This window comes from Isoptericola halotolerans (assembly GCF_045689585.1).
Lineage (GTDB): Bacteria > Actinomycetota > Actinomycetes > Actinomycetales > Cellulomonadaceae > Isoptericola > Isoptericola halotolerans_B.
Genome location: NZ_CP140108.1, coordinates 2,219,669 through 2,236,903 on the forward strand (window position 1 = coordinate 2,219,669; position 17,235 = coordinate 2,236,903).

A 17,235-nucleotide genomic window follows, 5' to 3' on the forward strand; every position below is an offset into this window, starting at 1 on the left:
GCCTCGTGTCCGGGCGGGTCCTGCCGCGCTACATCAGTCTGGTGGACGCGAGCGACTCGCTCAGGTCCTCGTTGAAGCCGATCAGGGGGATCCGGAACAGGAGCCCGAGAAGCAGCGTGGGGACGATGAAGAGCGCGAGCACGCCCAGCGAGATCCAGTAGTCCCCCTCGTAGATGCCTGCGATCGCCGATCTGATGGCGTTCGTCGCGTGCGAGACCGGGACGAACGGGCTGAGGCTCTGGAACCACTGCGGCAGGACGGCGAGCGGGTAGGCACCCCCGCCGGCAGAGATCTGCACCACCAGGAGAAGCACCCCCACGGCTTTCCCCGCCTCCCCGAAGGAGACCACCAGCGTGTAGGTCATCAGCGAGAACACCAGCGACATGACCCATCCGGCCAGGATCAGCAGCCCCGGATAGACGGGCCGCACCCCGACGAATCCGATGAGACCGACGTACAGCAGCGAGCTCTGGAGGAAGGCGAGGGCAGCGAAGATGCCGTACCGGCCCAGGTACTCCTGGGTGAGGGTGAGCGAACCGCCGAACGGGAGCGTGGCCCGTTCCACGTCCACGCGGATGACCACGGAGAGCAGGAGCGCGCCCACCCACAGGCCCAGTACCGTGTAGAAGGGCGCCATCTGGGCGCCGAAGGTGTCGACCTCGAACACCGGGATCGTCTTGATGCCGACGGGCGTGGTCACCTCGCTGGCGAACGTCGCGGCGTTGGACCCGATCATGTTCTCGATGGCGCCGAGATCACCCGACTCCGCGGCGCCGCCCAGCGTGGCGGCGACGTCGTCGAAGCCCTGTGCGGCCGTCTCGAGGTCGCTCTCGATGGTGGACATGGTGTCCTGAGCCACGGCGAGCGTCTCGACGAGCGGCGCCTCGCCCGAAGACAGCGCAGAGCCCACGTCCGCGAGGTCGTCGCCGATCACGGCGAGGCCCCCGGTGATCCCGGAGAGCGTGCTCGACAGCTCCTCCAGCCGGGGCGCCAGGTCCTCGGAGTACTCGCGCCGCAGGTCCTCGACGGCGCCCTGCGCCTCGTCGATGAGGGCCATGACCTCGTCGCGCGTCGCCTGGCCGTCCGCCTCACCCTGGGTCAGCCCGTCGGCGGCGTCCACGATCCGGTCGCGCAGTGCCTCCTGCCGTGTCGAGGCGCCCTCGACGCGGGACGCCACCAGTTCCAGCGCCGCCTGGAGCATCGGGTCGGGCGTCGCCTCGGCCTGGGCCCTGAGCGTGTCGTCCAGTCCTTGGTACGCGGCGATCTGCGCGTCGACCCGGCCCGCGATCGCGGTCAGGGCCGCCGCCGCGGCCTCGCCCTGGCCGTCCATCGACGCATAGAGCGCGTCGACCCGGTCCGCCAGAACCCGGTAGCTGTCCGCGCTCGACGAGAACGCCGCCCGCAGGGACCCGGCGGCCCCGTCCAGCCCGGTGCGGAGCTCCCGCGCAGAATCATCCCCCTCGCCGATCGCCCCCGACGTCCCGTGCAGCGCCTCTTCAGATGCCGCGACCAGCTGGGAGGAGCTCTCCAGGACCGACGAGCTCGACTCCAGGAGCACGCCGAACGTACGCGCGGTGCCCGCGCCCGCGCGAAGCTGGGAGGCGAACGCTGTGGCGTTGGACTGCACCTGCGACAACGCCGATTGCGTCTCGGGATCATCGAGGTTGTCCGCGAGCGCGGACACCAGGGTCGCGCCGATCTCGTTCAACGTCTTCGTGAAGGTCTGGTTGATCTCGACGGAGACGTCCGTCGCCGCCTCGCCCGCGATCACCGGCGAGAGCGCGTTCGTCTTCTGATTGATGTAGTAGTCCAGCTCGGCCGACGTCGCGCCCGGCACGAGGAAGGTCATCATCTGATGGCTGAAGTCGGCGGGCAGCACGAGCGCGGCGTAGTACTCCTCCGACTGGGTACCGCGGATCGCCTCCTCCTCGCTGGTGATCACCCAGTCCATGTCGCTGTTCGCGCGCAACGCGGACAGCACCTGCTCCCCGACGTTGATCCGGATCGGCAGCAGGTCGCCCTGGTACCCCTCGTCCGCGTTGGCGACGGCGACCCTGAGGTTCTTGACGTTGCCGAACGGGTTCCAGCTGGAGAGCACGTTGAACCAACCGAAGAACGACGGGATGACCACCACGCCGAACAGCACGATGAGCGCGATCGTGCTGCGCGACACCTGCCGCACGTCGTGACGGAAGAGCCGGACGATGTTGCTCATCGCGTCACCTCCCGCCCCGCCAGCTCTGCGAGCGGCGTGCTTGAGTGCGTGGCCCGCTCCTCGCGTACCAGGGCCTCCTGGAGCTCGTCGTCCGGCATGGCCGAGACTCTTCGGGCAAATCCGATGCTCTGTCTGACGTACTCGAGCGCCACGATCGTCCCGATCACGAGCAGGCACACCACACCCCAGAGCCCGAGCACTGTCGCCTTGGCGTCAGGGTTCACCACGCCGTAGACCAGGAGGATCGCCGTCAGTCCGAGCCCGATGAGGACGGCCGTGCGGATCGTCGACAGGTGGTGCTTGGCGAGCCACGCCGCTCTGCGTCTCCTCGTCGCCTCGAACTCCGCTCTGTCGGTGAGCGCCAGGACGAGCTGGCTCAGGCGGCGCCGCGATCCGAGGATCTGCACGTCCTCGCTCACGAAGAGCCCGGTCTCGGCAAGCTTGACGTTGAACAGCCGCGCGAAGTTGCCGAGCCGCTGCCGCAGGAGGATCCCGAGGAGGAACGCCAGCGCGGCGAACAGCGCCAGGACCGCGAGGTACCGCCAGTAGTAGCCGTCGTAGAAGCCACCGATCGTCTCGCGCATCGCATCGATACCGTAGGCGAACGGGAACAGCGGGAAGAGTGCGCGGAAGAAGTCCGGCATCATCTGGATCGGGTAGATACCTGAGGCGCCCGGGATCTGCACCATCACCAGCAGGACGGCCAGGCCCTTGCCGACATACCCCAGGGACACCGACAGGGCATAGATGATGGCGACATACACCTGCCCCACGAACACGCAGGTCAGGACGAAGGCTGCTGCGTTGACGCTCTGCACGCCGATGGCGAGGTTGCCGACGCTCATCAGGAGCGACTGCAGCAGGTTGAGCACGGCGAGCAGCATCCAGCGCCCCATGTACGCCTGGCGGATGGTCAGGTCCGGGACCTTCTCGGTGTCGACCTCCTGCTTGAGCAGGACGACGAGCATGAAACCTCCGACCCACAGGCCGAGGTTCGTGAACAGCGGGGCCATCGAGGAGCCGTAGGTGGCCACGGGGTAGATCGTGTGCTGCTTCACCTCGACCGGTGCGGCCATGAACGTGGCGATCTCCTCCGGGTTCAGCTCGGTCAGGTCGCTCAGGCTGCGCCAGATCTCCGCGCTGCTCAGCGCCATGACGTCCGCGCGCAGATTCGTCAGATCGGTCTCCACGCCCGCGAGATCCCCGTTCAGCTGCTGGATCGCGGTACCCGCCTCCGCCATCTGGCTCTCGAGCGTCGTGAGCAGGTCCACCGCCTGCGGCACGAGCTCACGCTGGGTGTCGAGCGCGGAGGAGAACGCGCCGGCGCTCGACGACAGATCCGTCATCGCCCCGTGGAGGTCCGGCATGGTGTTGACCAGCACCGTGCGGATCGAGGTCGCCGAGGTCGCCGAGTCCTGGACCGCCGCGTCGAGCGCCGTGACGGCCCCTTGGACGGTCTCGGTGGCCTCCGTCACGTCGGTGTTGAGCGTGCCCAGGTCGCGCAGGAACTGCTGGTCCGTGGCGTGGCGTTCCTGCAGCTGGTCGACGGCGTCGCTCAGCTGCTGATACCCGGGCGCCGACGGGTCCACGCGTCCGAGCGCATCCTGGAGCTCGACGAGCGCGGTGCCGCTGGCGTCGGCGATCGCGGTCGCGTCCGCGATCGCGCTGCCGATCTCGATGTTCGCTCGCTGCGCCCCCGCGGCGAGCGTGGTGATGGCCCCGTTCACCTGCAGGCTCACGTCCGACAGGAGCGTGGCACCAGACACGTACGCGGTCGTGACAGGGTCGGTGAACGCGACGAGGTCGCTCTCCGCGTCCGCCACGAGCGTCTGCATCTGGGAGATCGACGACCGGGTGTCGCCGATCGTGCCGCTGACCTCGGTGAGTGCGTCCTCGGCCGCCCCGATCCCCGAGCTCGCGTCCGTGATCGCCGTGTCCAGCTCGTCCAGCCCGGTGCGGGCCGCCTCCACCTTGCCCACGGCGTCGTCGAGCGCGGTGAGTGTCTGGTCCTTCGCGTCGAGCAGCTGGGTCTCCGCCTCGCCGCCCGCATTCTCGAGGCCCGTCGCGACCGCCTTCGCGACGGTCGAGACGAACGTGCTGTTGATCTGCACATCGAGCGCAGACGCGCCGGCGCTGGTGATCTTCGGCGCGATCGCGTTCGCCTTCTCGTTCGTGTAGAAGTCGATCTCGGGGGGGACGAAGGTCCCCGTCGTGATGCTCAGGAGATCGCTGCTGAAATCCTTCGGGACGACGAAGGCCGCGTACACCTTTCCCGACTCGACCGCGTCCATCGCCTCGTCCATGCCGAGGAACCGCCAGCCGAGCTGGTCGTTCTGCTTGAGCTTCTCGACGATCTGGTCCCCGACGTCCAGCTCACCCGTCATCTCGGACGAGGCGCCCTCGTCGAGGTTGACGACCGCGACCTGGACCGCTTCAGTGTCTCCGTAAGGGTCCCAGAACGCGACGATGTTCAACCAGGCGTACATCGATGGCAGGACGACCATTCCGATCACGATCGCCCACACCTTGGGTACCTGCATGATGCGTCGAGAGTCTCGGCGGAGCACTGCCAGGGAATTGCGCACCGTCACTCCTTGTCTCCCACGATGTACATTTCGCCTGCCCTCGCCCGCGGACCTCAACCCCGCGCGGTCGGATGAAGGATCACCCGCGGCATCACCCTCCCCCCTCATCCGCGCGGGCGCTACTCGAAGACGCGAGCTCGCCGCGGCCGGTGCCTTTTATCTGTTCCCCGTGCGCGTTGTCCGTCGCCCGCGAGCACTTCTTCGTGGGCGTCGTCGGCCTCGATCGCGCGGGCCAGGCCCCCAGAGTGTGGGACGACGTCGAGGTCCTCGAAGTCGATCAGTGGGTGGCGCTCCTGATCATCGGCGACGTGCTTGCTCCACGTCTGGAAGAACCGCGATTCAGGGAGTCAGCAGCCGTCCTGCGGAACGGATCACGTCTTCGAACGCCAGCTGCTCCTCACGACGACGACGTCATGGCTCAGGCCCGCGCCGACCACCATCCCGATCGCGATCGCGAGGAGGGATCCGAACGTTCGCAGGAGGACGCTGCCGGCTCCGGCCGTGCCTGCCGCGGCCTCGCTGAGCCCGATGAATCCCATGGAGCCGGGAACGAGGATCCAGTAGGCACAGGTCAGCATGATCACCGTCGACGGTGCTGCCTTGATCCGTCCGGCGAGCCGGACGACAGGGATGACGATGACTGCGCCGACCAGGCCCGACAGCTCCGCCCCGACCATCGTGTTGCCCAGCAGCTGGGCGGAGTACGCCACGAGGAGAGCGAAGAGGATCCAGACCAGCGAGCGGCGAGGTGCGGCGGAGTAGAAGTAGTACCCGATGCTCACGAGAAGGATGCCGACCCAGGGTGCCCACGAGCCCAGCTGGACAGGATGAGACGTGACCGAGGGCGGCTCTCCCGCGACGGTGATCCCGGCGTAGACGCCGAACGCGAGCAGGCCCAGCCGGGCGACCCCGTAGATCAGCCGACTGGCTCCGGCCATCACCTGGCCGGCGGTCAGCTCGACCGCTGCGATGGTCAGGGTGAGGCCGGGCAGGAACGAGACCAGAGCGGGAGCCGCGAGGCGCAGCACGTCGTCGTGCACGAGGGGCCTGACGACCACGGAGATCAGCAGCGTGACGGTGAAGGCGGTCACCACGGGGAGGATCAGGGACAGGGTCGCGACCCGGTTCCCGACGAGTCCGATCAGCCCGACGATCGCGCCCACGATGATGTAGACCGGCAGCGCCGTGACCGTCGGGTTGAGGACCATCCCGAACCCCACGGTCAGCAACGCGTGCCCGAGAACGGTCAACGCCGGGCCGAAGCGCGCCGGCGTCCTGCGGATCTCCGCGATCGAGGCGACGACGAGCCCGGGGTCCATGCGGCTGTCGACGGCGCGTCGCACGACCTGGTCCACCGCACCGGCCTGGTCCAGGCGCAGGGTGTCCTGGTACGCGGGGAAGAACGCCGTCTGCGCGGGCGAGGTGCTGTGATCCTCGATCAGGATGAGCGTCGGGAGGACGAACACGCGGAGGTCTTCGCGCCCGTATCTCGTCGCGAGCCGTCGAAGCGTCTGCTCGACGTCGCTCGTCGCCTGTGAGGAGGTCAAGAGGGCCGCGCCGATCTCGCCGAGCACGTCGGGCACGCCGACCGCACCCTCCAGGGACGGGTCGGGAGCATGCTGGGGGCGCAGGGCGGCCAGCGCGTTCCGTGCGCGCTCCATGAATACGGACATTCTGCCTGCTCGCTGCGTTCGGCTCACCATGGTGCGTGGTCTCCGGCGAAATCGATGTTGATCAGATGGCCGCGTAAGGATCTTCCTGCTTGAAATGCGTCGGCACCTATTGTCGTCAACGCGAAGATTGCCCGCAGCCTATCCGGTGCTCGTGCCCTGTCAAGTGCTCGAAATGGCATGGCTGTGCGGGTCGCTCTCGCAGGACCTGTTCAGGCATCCCTGGTGGGCGATCCGTACGCGTGTCCCCCATGTCCTCAAGAGCTGCGCGACCCTGCGAAGGAGCAGTTCAGTACACCTCCATGCCGTCGCTGCTGTCGTTCCTGATGAAAACATCCCGAAGCCGTGCGAGAGTTGACCACGGTCAAGTCTTCGCGAGGAAACCAGTCGGAGGGGGGGGGGGGGGGGGGGCGACGTGGCAGGCAAGAGTGCGCCCATAGGGGTCATCGACTCAGGCGTCGGAGGCCTGACAACTGTCAAGCAGCTCTCTGACCTGCTCCCCGGCGAAGACATCGTCTACTGCGGAGATAATGGCAACGCTCCCTACGGCAACCGGACCGGTGGGGAGATCGTCGATCTGACGAAGAACATGCTGGCCTTCCTCGTCGACCATGACGTGAAGACGGTCGCGGTCGCGTGCAACACGATCTCGTCGACCTTCGACGTGCCCGCGTACGCGGGGTACGAGGCCGCCTACGGATTCCCTGTCCTGTCGATCATCCGTGCGGCCGCCGCGGACGTCGCTCGCATGCGCTACACCTCGGCCGGAGTCATCGCCACGGCGTTCACGATCGCCAGTGGCTGCTACGACGAGATCATCCATCGGCTGGACCCCGGCATCGAGGTGTACGGCGAACCCAGCAGGCGCCTGGCGGAGCTGATCGAGCGGGGCGATCTGAGCAGCCCGGAGATCGACCAGGAAGTCGGCGCGCACGTCGCCGCCCTGGTCCAGGCGCACGCCGTGCGCGACATCATCCTCGGCTGCACCCACTACCCGATCGTCGAGAACGTCTTCCGCAGACACGCCCCGCACGTCGCGTTCATCAACCCCGCCAAGGACCAAGCGCGCGACGTCCGCCTCCACCTGTCCGAACGCGGGCTCCTGCAGCACGGCGCGCACGACGTCGTCGGCGGCCTGTCGATCTACTCCAGCGGCACCGAGCAGATCTACCGGACGGTGCTCGCCGAGCTGGGCACCGGGCGCCCGTACACGTTCCACCAGGTCGACTTCGCGTCCGCGTGACTCGCCGGCCTGCCCTCGAACCGAACGGAGACTGAGATGTGCACACGCGTGCTCTGGCCCGACGCGAACGGTGCGGTCGTCGTCGGCCGCAACATGGACTACCACCGAGACCTCGGCACCAACCTCTGGAAGCTCCCGCGAGGCGCCCAGCGTGACGACGGGATCGAGGGGAAGCTCTCGTGGACCGCCAAGTACGGAAGCGTGGTCACCACCGCCTTCGACATGATCAGTGTCGACGGTCTCAACGAGGCCGGGCTGTCGGGGCACATCCTCTGGCTGGCCGAGTCGTCGTACGGCACCTATGACGGGTCGCGCACGGCGCTCAGCCAGGCGATCTGGCTCCAGTACTTCTTCGACAACTGTGCCACGGTCGCCGAGGCGGTCGAGTGGGTGCGGGCCAACGACGTCCAGGTCGTGCAGATGTCCGACCCGAGCACCGCCGAGGTGCCCTCGATCCACCTCGCACTGGACGACGCGACGGGTGACTCGGCGATCATCGAGTACATCGACGGCAAGGCCCAGATCCACCACGGTCGCGACTTCACCGTGATGACGAACTCGCCGACCTACGACCAGCAGCTCGAGCTGCTCCAGTCTTTCCAGGGGTTCGGAGGTGACCGCCCGCTGCCGGGTTCCACGCTCGCCTCCGACCGGTTCACCCGGGCGGCGTACTACCTGGGCCGGCTCACGCAGCCGCAGGATCAGGTCGAGGCGATCGCCGCGATGTTCAGCGTGATCCGCAACGCTGCTCAGCCGTTCCGTGAGCCGGACCCCGGAAAGCCTGACGCCTCGCAGACCCTGTGGCAGACGGTCGCCGACCTGACCCGCAAGCGGTTCGTGTTCGAGTCCACCACGCGCCCGAACATCGTGTGGGTGGACCTCGCCGACCTCGACTTCACCGAGGGATCGGGTGAGCTGAAGATCGAGCTCGGCAGCGAGCTCGCCGTCCAGGGCGGCATCGCCGGCAACGTCAGCGACCAGTTCACGGACCAGGGGCCCCTGAGGTTTCTCAGCCTCGCCCTCATCGAGCAGTTCAAGGCGCGGAAGGCGCAAGCGGAAGCAGCGGGCGCGAGGTAGCGAGTGGCCGGTCGCCCCGGGCGGTCAGGGGCCCGCCGCCACGGTCAGGGGCCCGCCGCCACGAGGTAAATCTGGATATTTTGCGTCCAAGTGGTCAAATCTATCCTGTCTGGCGTCCAGCGATATCGGTCTATCGCGATCTGCCGTCGTTTCGGCGCGACGAACGCTTCACGGTTGGATAGAGTCGCGGCCATGACGACGGGTTCAGAGGCACCGCAGAAGCTGCTCATCCGCAATGTCCGAGTGTTTGATGGCGTGAGTGATCGCACGCAGGCCAATGCGGACGTCCTCATGGAGGGACCGCGTATCGTCGCAGTATCCTCGTCGCCGATCGCCGATCTCGCGGACGGTGTGGTCGAGATTGATGGCCAAGGCAAATTTCTCATGCCCGGTCTGAGCGACGCCCATGTGCACCTGATGGGCAATGCGAACAATATGATGGAGTTTCTGCAGGGCCCGACGGGGGCGCTCTACGGCAACACGATCGCCGAGGCCCGACGCATGCTTCTGCGCGGTTTCACCACCGTGCGCGACATGGGTGGCGACACGGCGCCGATCAAGTCGCTCATCGACCGCGGAGTCTTCGAAGGGCCTCGTATCTTCCCGAGCCAGGCGATGATCTCTCAGACCTCGGGCCACGCCGACTTCTCCTTCGTGTACGACGTCCCCGAGGAGTTCGGCGGCAAGCCGAGCCGTACCGAGGACATTCACTTCACACGTGTCGCCGACGGCGTCCCACGCGTACTCGCAGCGGTGCGCGAGCAGCTCCGCCAGGGCGCGAGCCAGATCAAGCTCACCCTCGGCGGCGGCGCGGCATCGATGTATGACCCGCTCAGCACCCTGCAGTACACCCCCGACGAGATTCGTGCCGCCGTGCAGGCCGCGAGCGACTACGGCACCTACGTGGCGACACACGTCTACACGCCGGCGGGCATCGCACGCGCGCTCGAAGCGGGAGTCTCGTCGATCGAGCACGGGCATCTGGCCGACGAGCAGACGATCCGTGCCATCGGCGCGGCCGGCGCATGGCTGTCGACCCAGCCCTTCGCCGAGGACGACCACCACTACCCGGACCCGGTCCGCGCGGCGAAGAACACCGAGATCTGCCACGGCACGGCGCAGGTCTACACCTGGGCCCGGGAGTACGGCGTCAAGACGGCGTGGGGAACCGATCTTCTGCTGGAGCCACGCTCCGCTCCCCGTCAGAGCGCGATGGCCGCGCGCCTCGGGGAGTTCTACAGCAACGTCGACGCCCTCAAGATGCTCACCTCGGGCAACGCATCCCTCTTCGAGCTCGCGCGAGAGCGCAACACCTATCGGGCCGGAAGGCTCGGCGTGATCGCGGAAGGCGCGTGGGCCGACATGATCCTCGTCGATGGCGATCCTCTCGACGACCTCTCCTTGATCGGTGATCCGGACGCCAACTTCGTCGTGATCGTCAAGGACGGCAGGGTCGTCAAGAACTCGCTGTAGATCGGCACGTGGTCGTCAGCGGCGCGGCAGAACCTTGGAGGGGAGGGAGAGTGGCATCGCACGGACTCGATCGTCGACCTGATCGCAGGAGTCGCGGAGCAGCCGAGCCGGCCGAGGAGGGGGAGGTGCTCCTCGCAGCGGACGAGATCAGCGTGGATGCCTCCTGGGGGCACATCTACGGACCGGTCAGCCTCGCGGTGCGAGCCGGCGGCGTGACGGTGCTCGTCGGCGCGGGCGGTCGTGGTCGCACGTCGCTGCTCCTCACCCTCGCCGGACGCATGAAGCCCAGCGTGGGAAGCCTCACGGCGTTCGGACGGACGAACGATGCGCACGATCTCTTCCGCCGAGCGACGATCGCCAACATCGACGAGGTGGACGGGATCGAGCAGACCATCCGTGTCAGTGACGTCGTGACGGAGCAGCTGCGCTGGGCTGCGCCGTGGTACAAGTGGGTCCCTCCTGCCACGCCGGACGATCTCGAGCGCATCTGCCGCCCCGTCTTCGGCGACTACTCGCTGCCGACCATGGAGGCGATGGTCGAGGAGCTGCCGGAGCTGACCGCCGCACTCTTCCGCATCGCTGTCGCGAACACCCGCAAGCCGCCGCTGCTGGTGGTCGGCGGTGTCGACAACCTGGCGAGCACCGCAGGCGCCGCCAAGCTGCTCGGACGGCTCGTGGCACTCGGGGAGGAGCAGACCGTCGTCACCGCCGACGTCAACGGCGCGGACCCGGCGACGGGCATCCGTGAGGCCGTCGAGGTGCCGAACCTCACCGATCGAGAGTTCGCGATTCTCGAGAGCGAGGTGGCCGACGGATGATCGCGGCGTTCTCGCCCGACAGCGACTTCAAGCGGTACTACCGAGGCAGGATGCCCCGGCTCGCGGTGATCGCGATCCTCCTGATGCCGCTCCTCTACGGCGCGCTGTACCTCTGGGCGTTCTGGAACCCGTTCGGCAACGTCGACAAGATCCCGACGGCGATCGTCAACCTCGACGAGGGGGCCGAGCTCAAGGGCGACACGATCGACGCCGGCCCGAAGGTCGTGTCCGGCATCGTCGACTCCAAGCAGCTCGACATCCGGGAGGTCAGCGAGGAGGAAGGAGCGTCGGGGCTCGAGCATGGCCACTTCGCCTTCACCATCACGGTACCCGCCGACTTCAGCGAATCGATCGTCTCTGCTGCGACCGGAGACCCCCGGCAGGCCGATCTGATCTTCACCTACAACGACGCCAACAACTATCTGGACACCGTCATCGGCCAGGACGCCGCCGAAGAGGTGATCAACCAGGTCACCGCTCAGGTGAGCGAGCAGGTCTTCGAGGCCGCGCTCAGCGGCGTCGAGGGCGAGCTGCCGAAGGTCCGAGCCGCCGCGGGCAAGATCGAGGAGCTGAACACCGGCATGGGCGAGCTCGACGCCGGCGCCCAGAAGCTCGCGGCGGGTCTCGTCACGGCGGAGGAGGGCTCGGCCAAGATGGCGAGCGCCATCGACGAGATCGTCGACGGTCTCGACGGTGTGATCGCCGAGGTCGAGAGCGCTGTCGCGAACGACGGGTTGTCCAGCGACGACCTACGTCAGATCGTCCAGTCGATCGAGTCGGACACTGACACGCTCAACGACTCCCTGAACAGCGTCGCGAGTGCGAACGACGCGGCGCACGACGAGCTGCAGGGGATCATCGACGACCTGAGATCCAGCGACGATCCCGATCAGCAGGCCATCGCGGAGCGCCTCGCGTCGGTGCAGCAGTCGATCGAGAACAGCCGCATCGACCAGGACGTGACGGCGGCGTTCGACGCGATCCACGACAACGTGTCCCGGCTCGCCGACGACTTCGACAACCCGAACAGCGGGGTGAACGTCACCCTCCGCGCGATCGAGTCAGGCGCTTTCCAGAGCACGCTGAACCAGGTCACGACGAAGGCGGACGAGCTGCGCAGCGGTGCGGATCAGCTCGAGTCCGGGCTCGTGAGGCTCCGGGACGGCGGGAGCCAGATCGCCGACAACACCCCGAAGCTGGCGGAGGGGACGACGGAGCTGGTCGACGGGGTCGAGGCGGGGATGAAGCTCATCCCGCACTGGAGCGGGTCGGAGCAGCAGAACTTCGTCAAGGTGCTCGCAGACCCGGTCGTCCTGAAGGAGATCACGCACAACGAGGCGAAGACCTTCGCGTACGGCTTCGCGCCGTTCTTCTTCGGTCTGGCGCTGTTCGTCGGGGGAATCCTGGCGTGGATGGTGTTCACGCCGCTGCAGGCGCGGCCGCTCGCCCAGGGCCTCGGTTCGTTCCGGGTCGTGACGGCGTCCTACGCGCCGGCATTGTTGGTCGGGTTCGTCCAGGCGACCATCCTGTTCCTGGTGGTCCGGTTCGCACTCGGCATGGAGTATGCCAATCCCTGGGGAACGTACGGGTTCATGCTGCTCATGGTGGCGATGTTCTTGGCGATGATCCAGATGTTCAACGCCCTCTTCGGTCCGGCTGTGGGTCGGGTGGTCACCTTGGCCTTCCTGATGGTGCAGCTGACCTCTGCGGGAGGGGTCTATCCCGTCCCTGTCACGACGCTTCCTTTCCAGTACATCCATTGGATCGACCCGATGACGGCCACCGTCACGGGGCTGCGCTTCATGATCCTGGGTGGTTCCGACTACCGCCTTCTGGTGGCGATAGGGACGCTTGTCGCGCTGACTGTGGTCTTCATCGCGATATCGACGTTGGCTGCCCGCCGAAATCGGCAGTACAACATGGACCGGCTCTATCCGCCGGTCGAGGTCTAGGTGGTGGGTGGATGCCATCGGCCCGCTATCCCGTATTCCTTGAATTCCAACCCCTGGAGGACCAGTGATTGACGACGCTGCCATGATGGACGACCCGCGAGGCGAGCTGAACCCGGTCTTCGCCCGCCCGGGCGAGTCGGACGGATCCTCGAAGTACCAGCTGCCTGACCGACCGATGCTCCCGAAGACCGCGTACCAGATCGTGCATGACGAGGCCATTCTCGACGGGAACTCGCGGCTCAACCTCGCCACGTTCGTCTCGACCTGGATGGACGACGAGGCGCAGCGCCTCTATGCCGAGGCTGCCGACAAGAACATGATCGACAAGGACGAGTACCCCGCGACGGCGGAGATCGAGGACCGCTGCTGGCGGATTCTTGCCGACCTCTGGCACGTGCCGGACCCGGACGACACGATCGGGACGTCGACGATCGGCTCCTCGGAGGCGTGCATGCTCGGCGGCCTCGCGCTCAAGCGGCGATGGCAGGACCAGCGCAAGGCCGCAGGGAAGTCGACGGACAAGCCGAACCTCATCATGTCGTCCGCGGTCCAGGTCGTGTGGGAGAAGTTCTGCGAGTACTGGGACGTCGAGCCACGCTACGTCCCGGTGAGCCCCGACCACCTCGTGCTGGACGGCCACGAGCTGGAGAAGTACGTCGACGAGAACACGATCGGCGTCGTGGCGATCCTCGGCCAGACGTTCACCGGCCTCTACGAGCCGGTCGACGCCATCGCGAAGAAGCTCGACGAGATCCAGGCGAGCACGGGACTGGACGTCAAGATCCACGTCGACGGCGCTTCGGGCGCGATGGTCGCGCCGTTCTGCCAGCCCGACCTCGCGTGGGACTTCGCGGTCGACCGCGTCAACTCGATCAGCACCTCCGGTCACAAGTACGGCCTCGTCTACCCGGGTGTGGGGTGGGTGGTGTGGCGCAACAAGGCCGTGATGCCGGAGAGCCTGATCTTCCACGTGAGCTACCTCGGCGGCGACATGCCCACGCTGGCGCTGAACTTCTCGCGGCCCGGTGCCCAGGTGCTGCTGCAGTACTACCAGTTCCTGCGCCTCGGCCGTGAGGGGTATCGAGCGATCCAGCAGAACTCGATCGACGTCGCGCTGCACCTGTCGTCGGAGATCGGGAAGATGGGGCCGTTCGATCTCGTCAGTACGGGCGACACCATTCCTGTCTTCGCCTGGGTGCTCAAGGACGGTCACACCGAGAACTGGACCCTCTACGACCTGGCGGACCGGTTGCGGATGCGGGGATGGCTGGTGCCGGCCTACCCGATGGCCGACGACATGTCTGACATGACGCTGCAGCGGATCGTCGTCAAGGTCGGGCTCAGCCACGACCTGGCGGACGACCTGCTCGACGCCATCCGGGCCGAGGTCGGGTTCCTCGATGCCCTCAAGACTCCGCTGCCCGACATGGGCGGGCGGCAGCCTTTCCACCACTGAGACGACTCTGGTGACGGGGAGGCCCGACCGGGCCTCTCCGTGGCCACCGTTCCCCTGAGCCGACATCGAACGAGAGAGCAGGTATGAGCGCGACGGCTGCGAGCACCGCCCCTGGACGCCGAGACTTCTTCGTGCCCACCGTGACGAAGCAGTGCTGGCTGTTCATGATCGGGTCCTCCTTCTTCGCTCTCGGGTCCGCTCCGGGCCTCAGCGACGCGATGGGGTCGCACGTCAACAACCTGTTGTTCTTCACCGGAGCATGGTTCTTCACGACGGCCGGACTGATCCAGCTGTTCCTGAGCAGTCCGGTCAGCGCACCGGTGGCGTACCCGCCGGGCAGGATGGTCCGTGCCGCGTGGCTCACGGCCGCGACGCAGTCGTTCGGCACGATCATGTTCAACATCAGCACCACGTCGGCGCTGTACGCCCGGACCGTCGAGGGCCAGGAGGAGTGGGTCTGGAACCCTGACGCAGGGGGGTCGGTCGCGTTCCTCGTGAGCGGTGTGATGGCCTTCGTCGCCTACGCCCGGACAGCCTCCCTGTGGGACATCGGTGCCCGGGCCTGGTGGTCGGTGTTCATCAACTTCGTGGGATGCGTGGCCTTCGGGATCTCGGCGGTCGGCGCGTACATCGTCCCCGGCGGTGCCGTCGTCAACAGCACGTTGGCCAGTGTCGGCACGTTCGTCGGCGCACTGTCGTTCCTGCTCGCGTCGCTCGTCGTCCTGCCGTACTGGGACCGCAAGAAGACGGTGGCCGGCCGCGCGCAGAGGGGATGACGGCATGCTCCGTGACCTGTCGCTGCTGGATGGCATAGCGCTTGCCCTCGCGTCCGCGGCCGCCATGACGGTCGGCAACCTGCTCCGGGTGCGTGGAGTGCACTCGGTGGAGGAACAGGCACGCGCCGGTGTCGGTGGCACCCCGTCGAAGAGCCTCGTGCGTGACCCGACGTGGGCCGCCGGCGCCCTGCTGCTGGTCGTCGCGATCCTGCTGCAGGTCAGTGCCCTGGTCGTGGCGCCGCTCGTCGTCGTGCAGCCGGTCACGGTGAGCGCGCTGGTGTTCAGCACGCTGCTGACCGCGGTCGTGACGAAGCGGCCGCCGACCGCTCGCGCCGTCCGCGCGATCCTGCTGTGCGTCGTCGGTGTGGCGGCGTTCGTCGCGGTGGCCGCGCGGGTGGGTACTGAACCCGTCGGCCGTGCGGTCGATCTCGTCGCCGTCCTGGTCGTCTTCGTCGGCGCTCTCGGCGTCGCGGTAGTCGTTCATCTGATCGACCGTCGGCGCAGCATGCCGCCCCTGGTGTGGGTGGTGCTCGGCGGCACGTTCGCCGCCTTCGTGGCGGTGCTCGGCAAGACCGTGATCCTGCAGGTACAGAGCCCGTCGATCGCCATGAACCTGTCGTGGAACGTGACGAACACGCTCACCATGGCCTGCATCATGGGGATCGGCGTCGCCGTCGCGTCGGCCTTCCACTTCGCGCGACGCGCCTACGTCTCGAATCGCTCGGACGTCGCGCTGGCCGGGCTCACGATCGTGGAACCCGCCGTCGCGGTCGCTCTCGGGGCGGCCGTCTTGCACGAGGCGGCCGGCGCGCCCGCCTGGGCCGTGGCCGCGTTCCTCGGCTCGGGCACGGTGGCCGTCGGGGGAGTGATCGCCCTGTCCCGCTCCACCGAGGTCGGCGAGCCGTCGCGAGCCGGCGTGTGACGTCCCGGCGAGCGGCCCGCTGCTCTCAGGCGGAGTCGCCCTCGACGAGGCGCGGGACGAAGATCCGTGGCTCGGGATGCACGTCCTCGCCCGCCAGCATGTCGAGCAAGGTGGACGTCGCCGCGGCCACCATCTCCACCACCGGCTGCAGCACGGTGGTGAGCCGCGGCGTCGTGCGCTCGGCGCCGAGAGCGTCGAACCCGACGATCGCGACGTCGTCGGGCACGTTCTTTCCGTGGGCCCGCAGCACCTGGAGCGCGCCGGAGGCCATGAGGTCCGAGGCGGCGAAGACGCCGTCCACGTCAGGGTGCTCGGCGAGGATGCGTTCCATCGCTGCGGCGCCGCCCTCGACCGTGAAGTCCCCGTTCGCGACCGCGTCGCTGGGCAGGCCGGCACGGCTCAACGTCCGGCGCCACCCCTCGTGGCGATCGAGGGCGGCCGTCATGTCCTGCGGGCCGGTGAGCGCCGCGATCCGGCGGCACCCACGGTCGACGAGGCGCTGGGTCGCGACACGCGACCCGGCGGCGTTGTCGACGTCCACGTAGTGCAGCCCCGCACTGTCGAACGGACGCCCCACGAAGACGCCCGGCAGGGTGCCCGACCGCAGCTCCGGCTCGAGCCGGTCGTCCTTGTGGTGCGACGCGATGATGACGCCGTCGACGTGCCCGCTGTTGAGATAGCGCGCGATGTGGCCGGGTCGTTCGCCCTGCCGCGCGAGCAGGAGCACGAGCTGCAGGTCCGTGCCCCCGAGGCCCTCGCTCACGCCGCGGACGACCCCCGCGAGGAACGGGTCGGTGAGGATCCGGGCGTCCGGCTCGGGCACGACCAGCGCGATGGAGTCGGTGCGGCGGGTCACGAGCGATCGAGCCGCCCGGTTCGGGGCGTACCCCAGCCGGAGGATGGCGGCGTCGACCGCCTGCTGCGCCTCGGGGGAGACCCGGTCGCCCCCGTTGATCGCGCGGGATGCGGTCGACCGGGAGACGCCCGCGGCGCGTGCGACGTCGTCGAGCGTCGGGACGATGTGCTTCGTGACCACGTTCGGAGACTA

Annotated in this window: 12 protein-coding genes; 8 read left to right on the forward strand and 4 right to left on the reverse strand. The window is 67.7% G+C overall.

The window, feature by feature from the left end:
- Nucleotides 1-28 precede the first annotated feature (28 nt).
- The 3 genes from UQW22_RS10400 to UQW22_RS10410 all read right to left on the reverse strand — a co-directional run bounded on the left by UQW22_RS10400 (nt 29) and on the right by UQW22_RS10410 (nt 6,461).
- A complete protein-coding gene (locus tag UQW22_RS10400) occupies nt 29-2,215 on the reverse strand; it encodes a YhgE/Pip family protein (protein WP_407316811.1) in 2,187 nt (728 codons plus the stop codon).
- Complete coding sequence (locus UQW22_RS10405) at nt 2,212-4,800, reverse strand: YhgE/Pip family protein (protein ID WP_407316813.1); 2,589 nt, start codon at nt 4,798-4,800, stop codon at nt 2,212-2,214. The genes UQW22_RS10400 and UQW22_RS10405 overlap by 4 nt, the downstream gene beginning before the upstream one ends.
- A gap of 371 nt (nt 4,801-5,171) precedes the next feature.
- On the reverse strand, nt 5,172-6,461 hold the full coding sequence (locus tag UQW22_RS10410; RefSeq protein ID WP_407316815.1) for a threonine/serine exporter ThrE family protein: 1,290 nt from the start codon (nt 6,459-6,461) through the stop codon (nt 5,172-5,174).
- 424 nt (nt 6,462-6,885) lie between these two features.
- Here UQW22_RS10410 and murI point away from each other — a divergent pair, with 424 nt between their 5' ends.
- The 8 genes from murI to UQW22_RS10450 all read left to right on the forward strand — a co-directional run bounded on the left by murI (nt 6,886) and on the right by UQW22_RS10450 (nt 16,187).
- The gene (gene murI / locus UQW22_RS10415) at nt 6,886-7,713 is read left to right on the forward strand and encodes a glutamate racemase (RefSeq protein ID WP_407316817.1); all 828 of its coding nucleotides are present in this window, start codon (nt 6,886-6,888) and stop codon (nt 7,711-7,713) included.
- A 36-nt stretch (nt 7,714-7,749) separates the two neighbouring features.
- Nucleotides 7,750-8,790 (forward strand): linear amide C-N hydrolase, encoded by a 1,041-nt coding sequence (locus tag UQW22_RS10420; protein WP_407316819.1) that lies wholly within the window; start codon nt 7,750-7,752, stop codon nt 8,788-8,790.
- Nucleotides 8,791-8,982: 192 nt separating this feature from the next.
- Nucleotides 8,983-10,263, forward strand: a complete 1,281-nt coding sequence (locus UQW22_RS10425) for an amidohydrolase family protein (RefSeq protein WP_407316821.1) — start codon at nt 8,983-8,985, stop codon at nt 10,261-10,263.
- 125 nt (nt 10,264-10,388) lie between these two features.
- On the forward strand, nt 10,389-11,081 hold the full coding sequence (locus tag UQW22_RS10430; RefSeq protein ID WP_407316823.1) for an ATP-binding cassette domain-containing protein: 693 nt from the start codon (nt 10,389-10,391) through the stop codon (nt 11,079-11,081).
- Nucleotides 11,078-13,033, forward strand: coding sequence for a YhgE/Pip family protein (locus UQW22_RS10435; protein WP_407316825.1), 1,956 nt, complete (start codon nt 11,078-11,080; stop codon nt 13,031-13,033). Before UQW22_RS10430 ends, UQW22_RS10435 begins: the two co-directional genes overlap by 4 nt.
- A gap of 82 nt (nt 13,034-13,115) precedes the next feature.
- The gene (locus UQW22_RS10440) at nt 13,116-14,489 is read left to right on the forward strand and encodes a glutamate decarboxylase (protein ID WP_407316827.1); all 1,374 of its coding nucleotides are present in this window, start codon (nt 13,116-13,118) and stop codon (nt 14,487-14,489) included.
- Between the two features lie 83 nt (nt 14,490-14,572).
- Entirely contained in the window at nt 14,573-15,265 is a 693-nt protein-coding gene (locus UQW22_RS10445) for a hypothetical protein (RefSeq protein WP_407316829.1), read from the forward strand.
- A 4-nt stretch (nt 15,266-15,269) separates the two neighbouring features.
- Nucleotides 15,270-16,187, forward strand: a complete 918-nt coding sequence (locus tag UQW22_RS10450) for a hypothetical protein (RefSeq protein WP_407316831.1) — start codon at nt 15,270-15,272, stop codon at nt 16,185-16,187.
- Between the two features lie 25 nt (nt 16,188-16,212).
- Here the strand turns inward: UQW22_RS10450 and UQW22_RS10455 are convergent, their stop codons facing one another.
- Nucleotides 16,213-17,223 (reverse strand): LacI family DNA-binding transcriptional regulator, encoded by a 1,011-nt coding sequence (locus UQW22_RS10455; protein WP_407316833.1) that lies wholly within the window; start codon nt 17,221-17,223, stop codon nt 16,213-16,215.
- Nucleotides 17,224-17,235: the final 12 nt, after the last annotated feature.

Bases quoted from the DNA above. Each gene is read 5' to 3' on its own strand.
- UQW22_RS10400 (WP_407316811.1), bottom strand. From the start codon at position 2,215: ATGAGCAACATCGTCCGGCTCTTCCGTCACGACGTGCGGCAGGTGTCG.
- UQW22_RS10410 (WP_407316815.1), bottom strand. From the start codon at position 6,461: ATGGAGCGCGCACGGAACGCGCTGGCCGCCCTGCGCCCCCAGCATGCT.
- UQW22_RS10420 (WP_407316819.1), top strand. From the start codon at position 7,750: ATGTGCACACGCGTGCTCTGGCCCGACGCGAACGGTGCGGTCGTCGTC.
- UQW22_RS10425 (WP_407316821.1), top strand. From the start codon at position 8,983: ATGACGACGGGTTCAGAGGCACCGCAGAAGCTGCTCATCCGCAATGTC.
- UQW22_RS10435 (WP_407316825.1), top strand. From the start codon at position 11,078: ATGATCGCGGCGTTCTCGCCCGACAGCGACTTCAAGCGGTACTACCGA.
- UQW22_RS10440 (WP_407316827.1), top strand. From the start codon at position 13,116: ATGATGGACGACCCGCGAGGCGAGCTGAACCCGGTCTTCGCCCGCCCG.
- UQW22_RS10445 (WP_407316829.1), top strand. From the start codon at position 14,573: ATGAGCGCGACGGCTGCGAGCACCGCCCCTGGACGCCGAGACTTCTTC.
- UQW22_RS10450 (WP_407316831.1), top strand. From the start codon at position 15,270: ATGCTCCGTGACCTGTCGCTGCTGGATGGCATAGCGCTTGCCCTCGCG.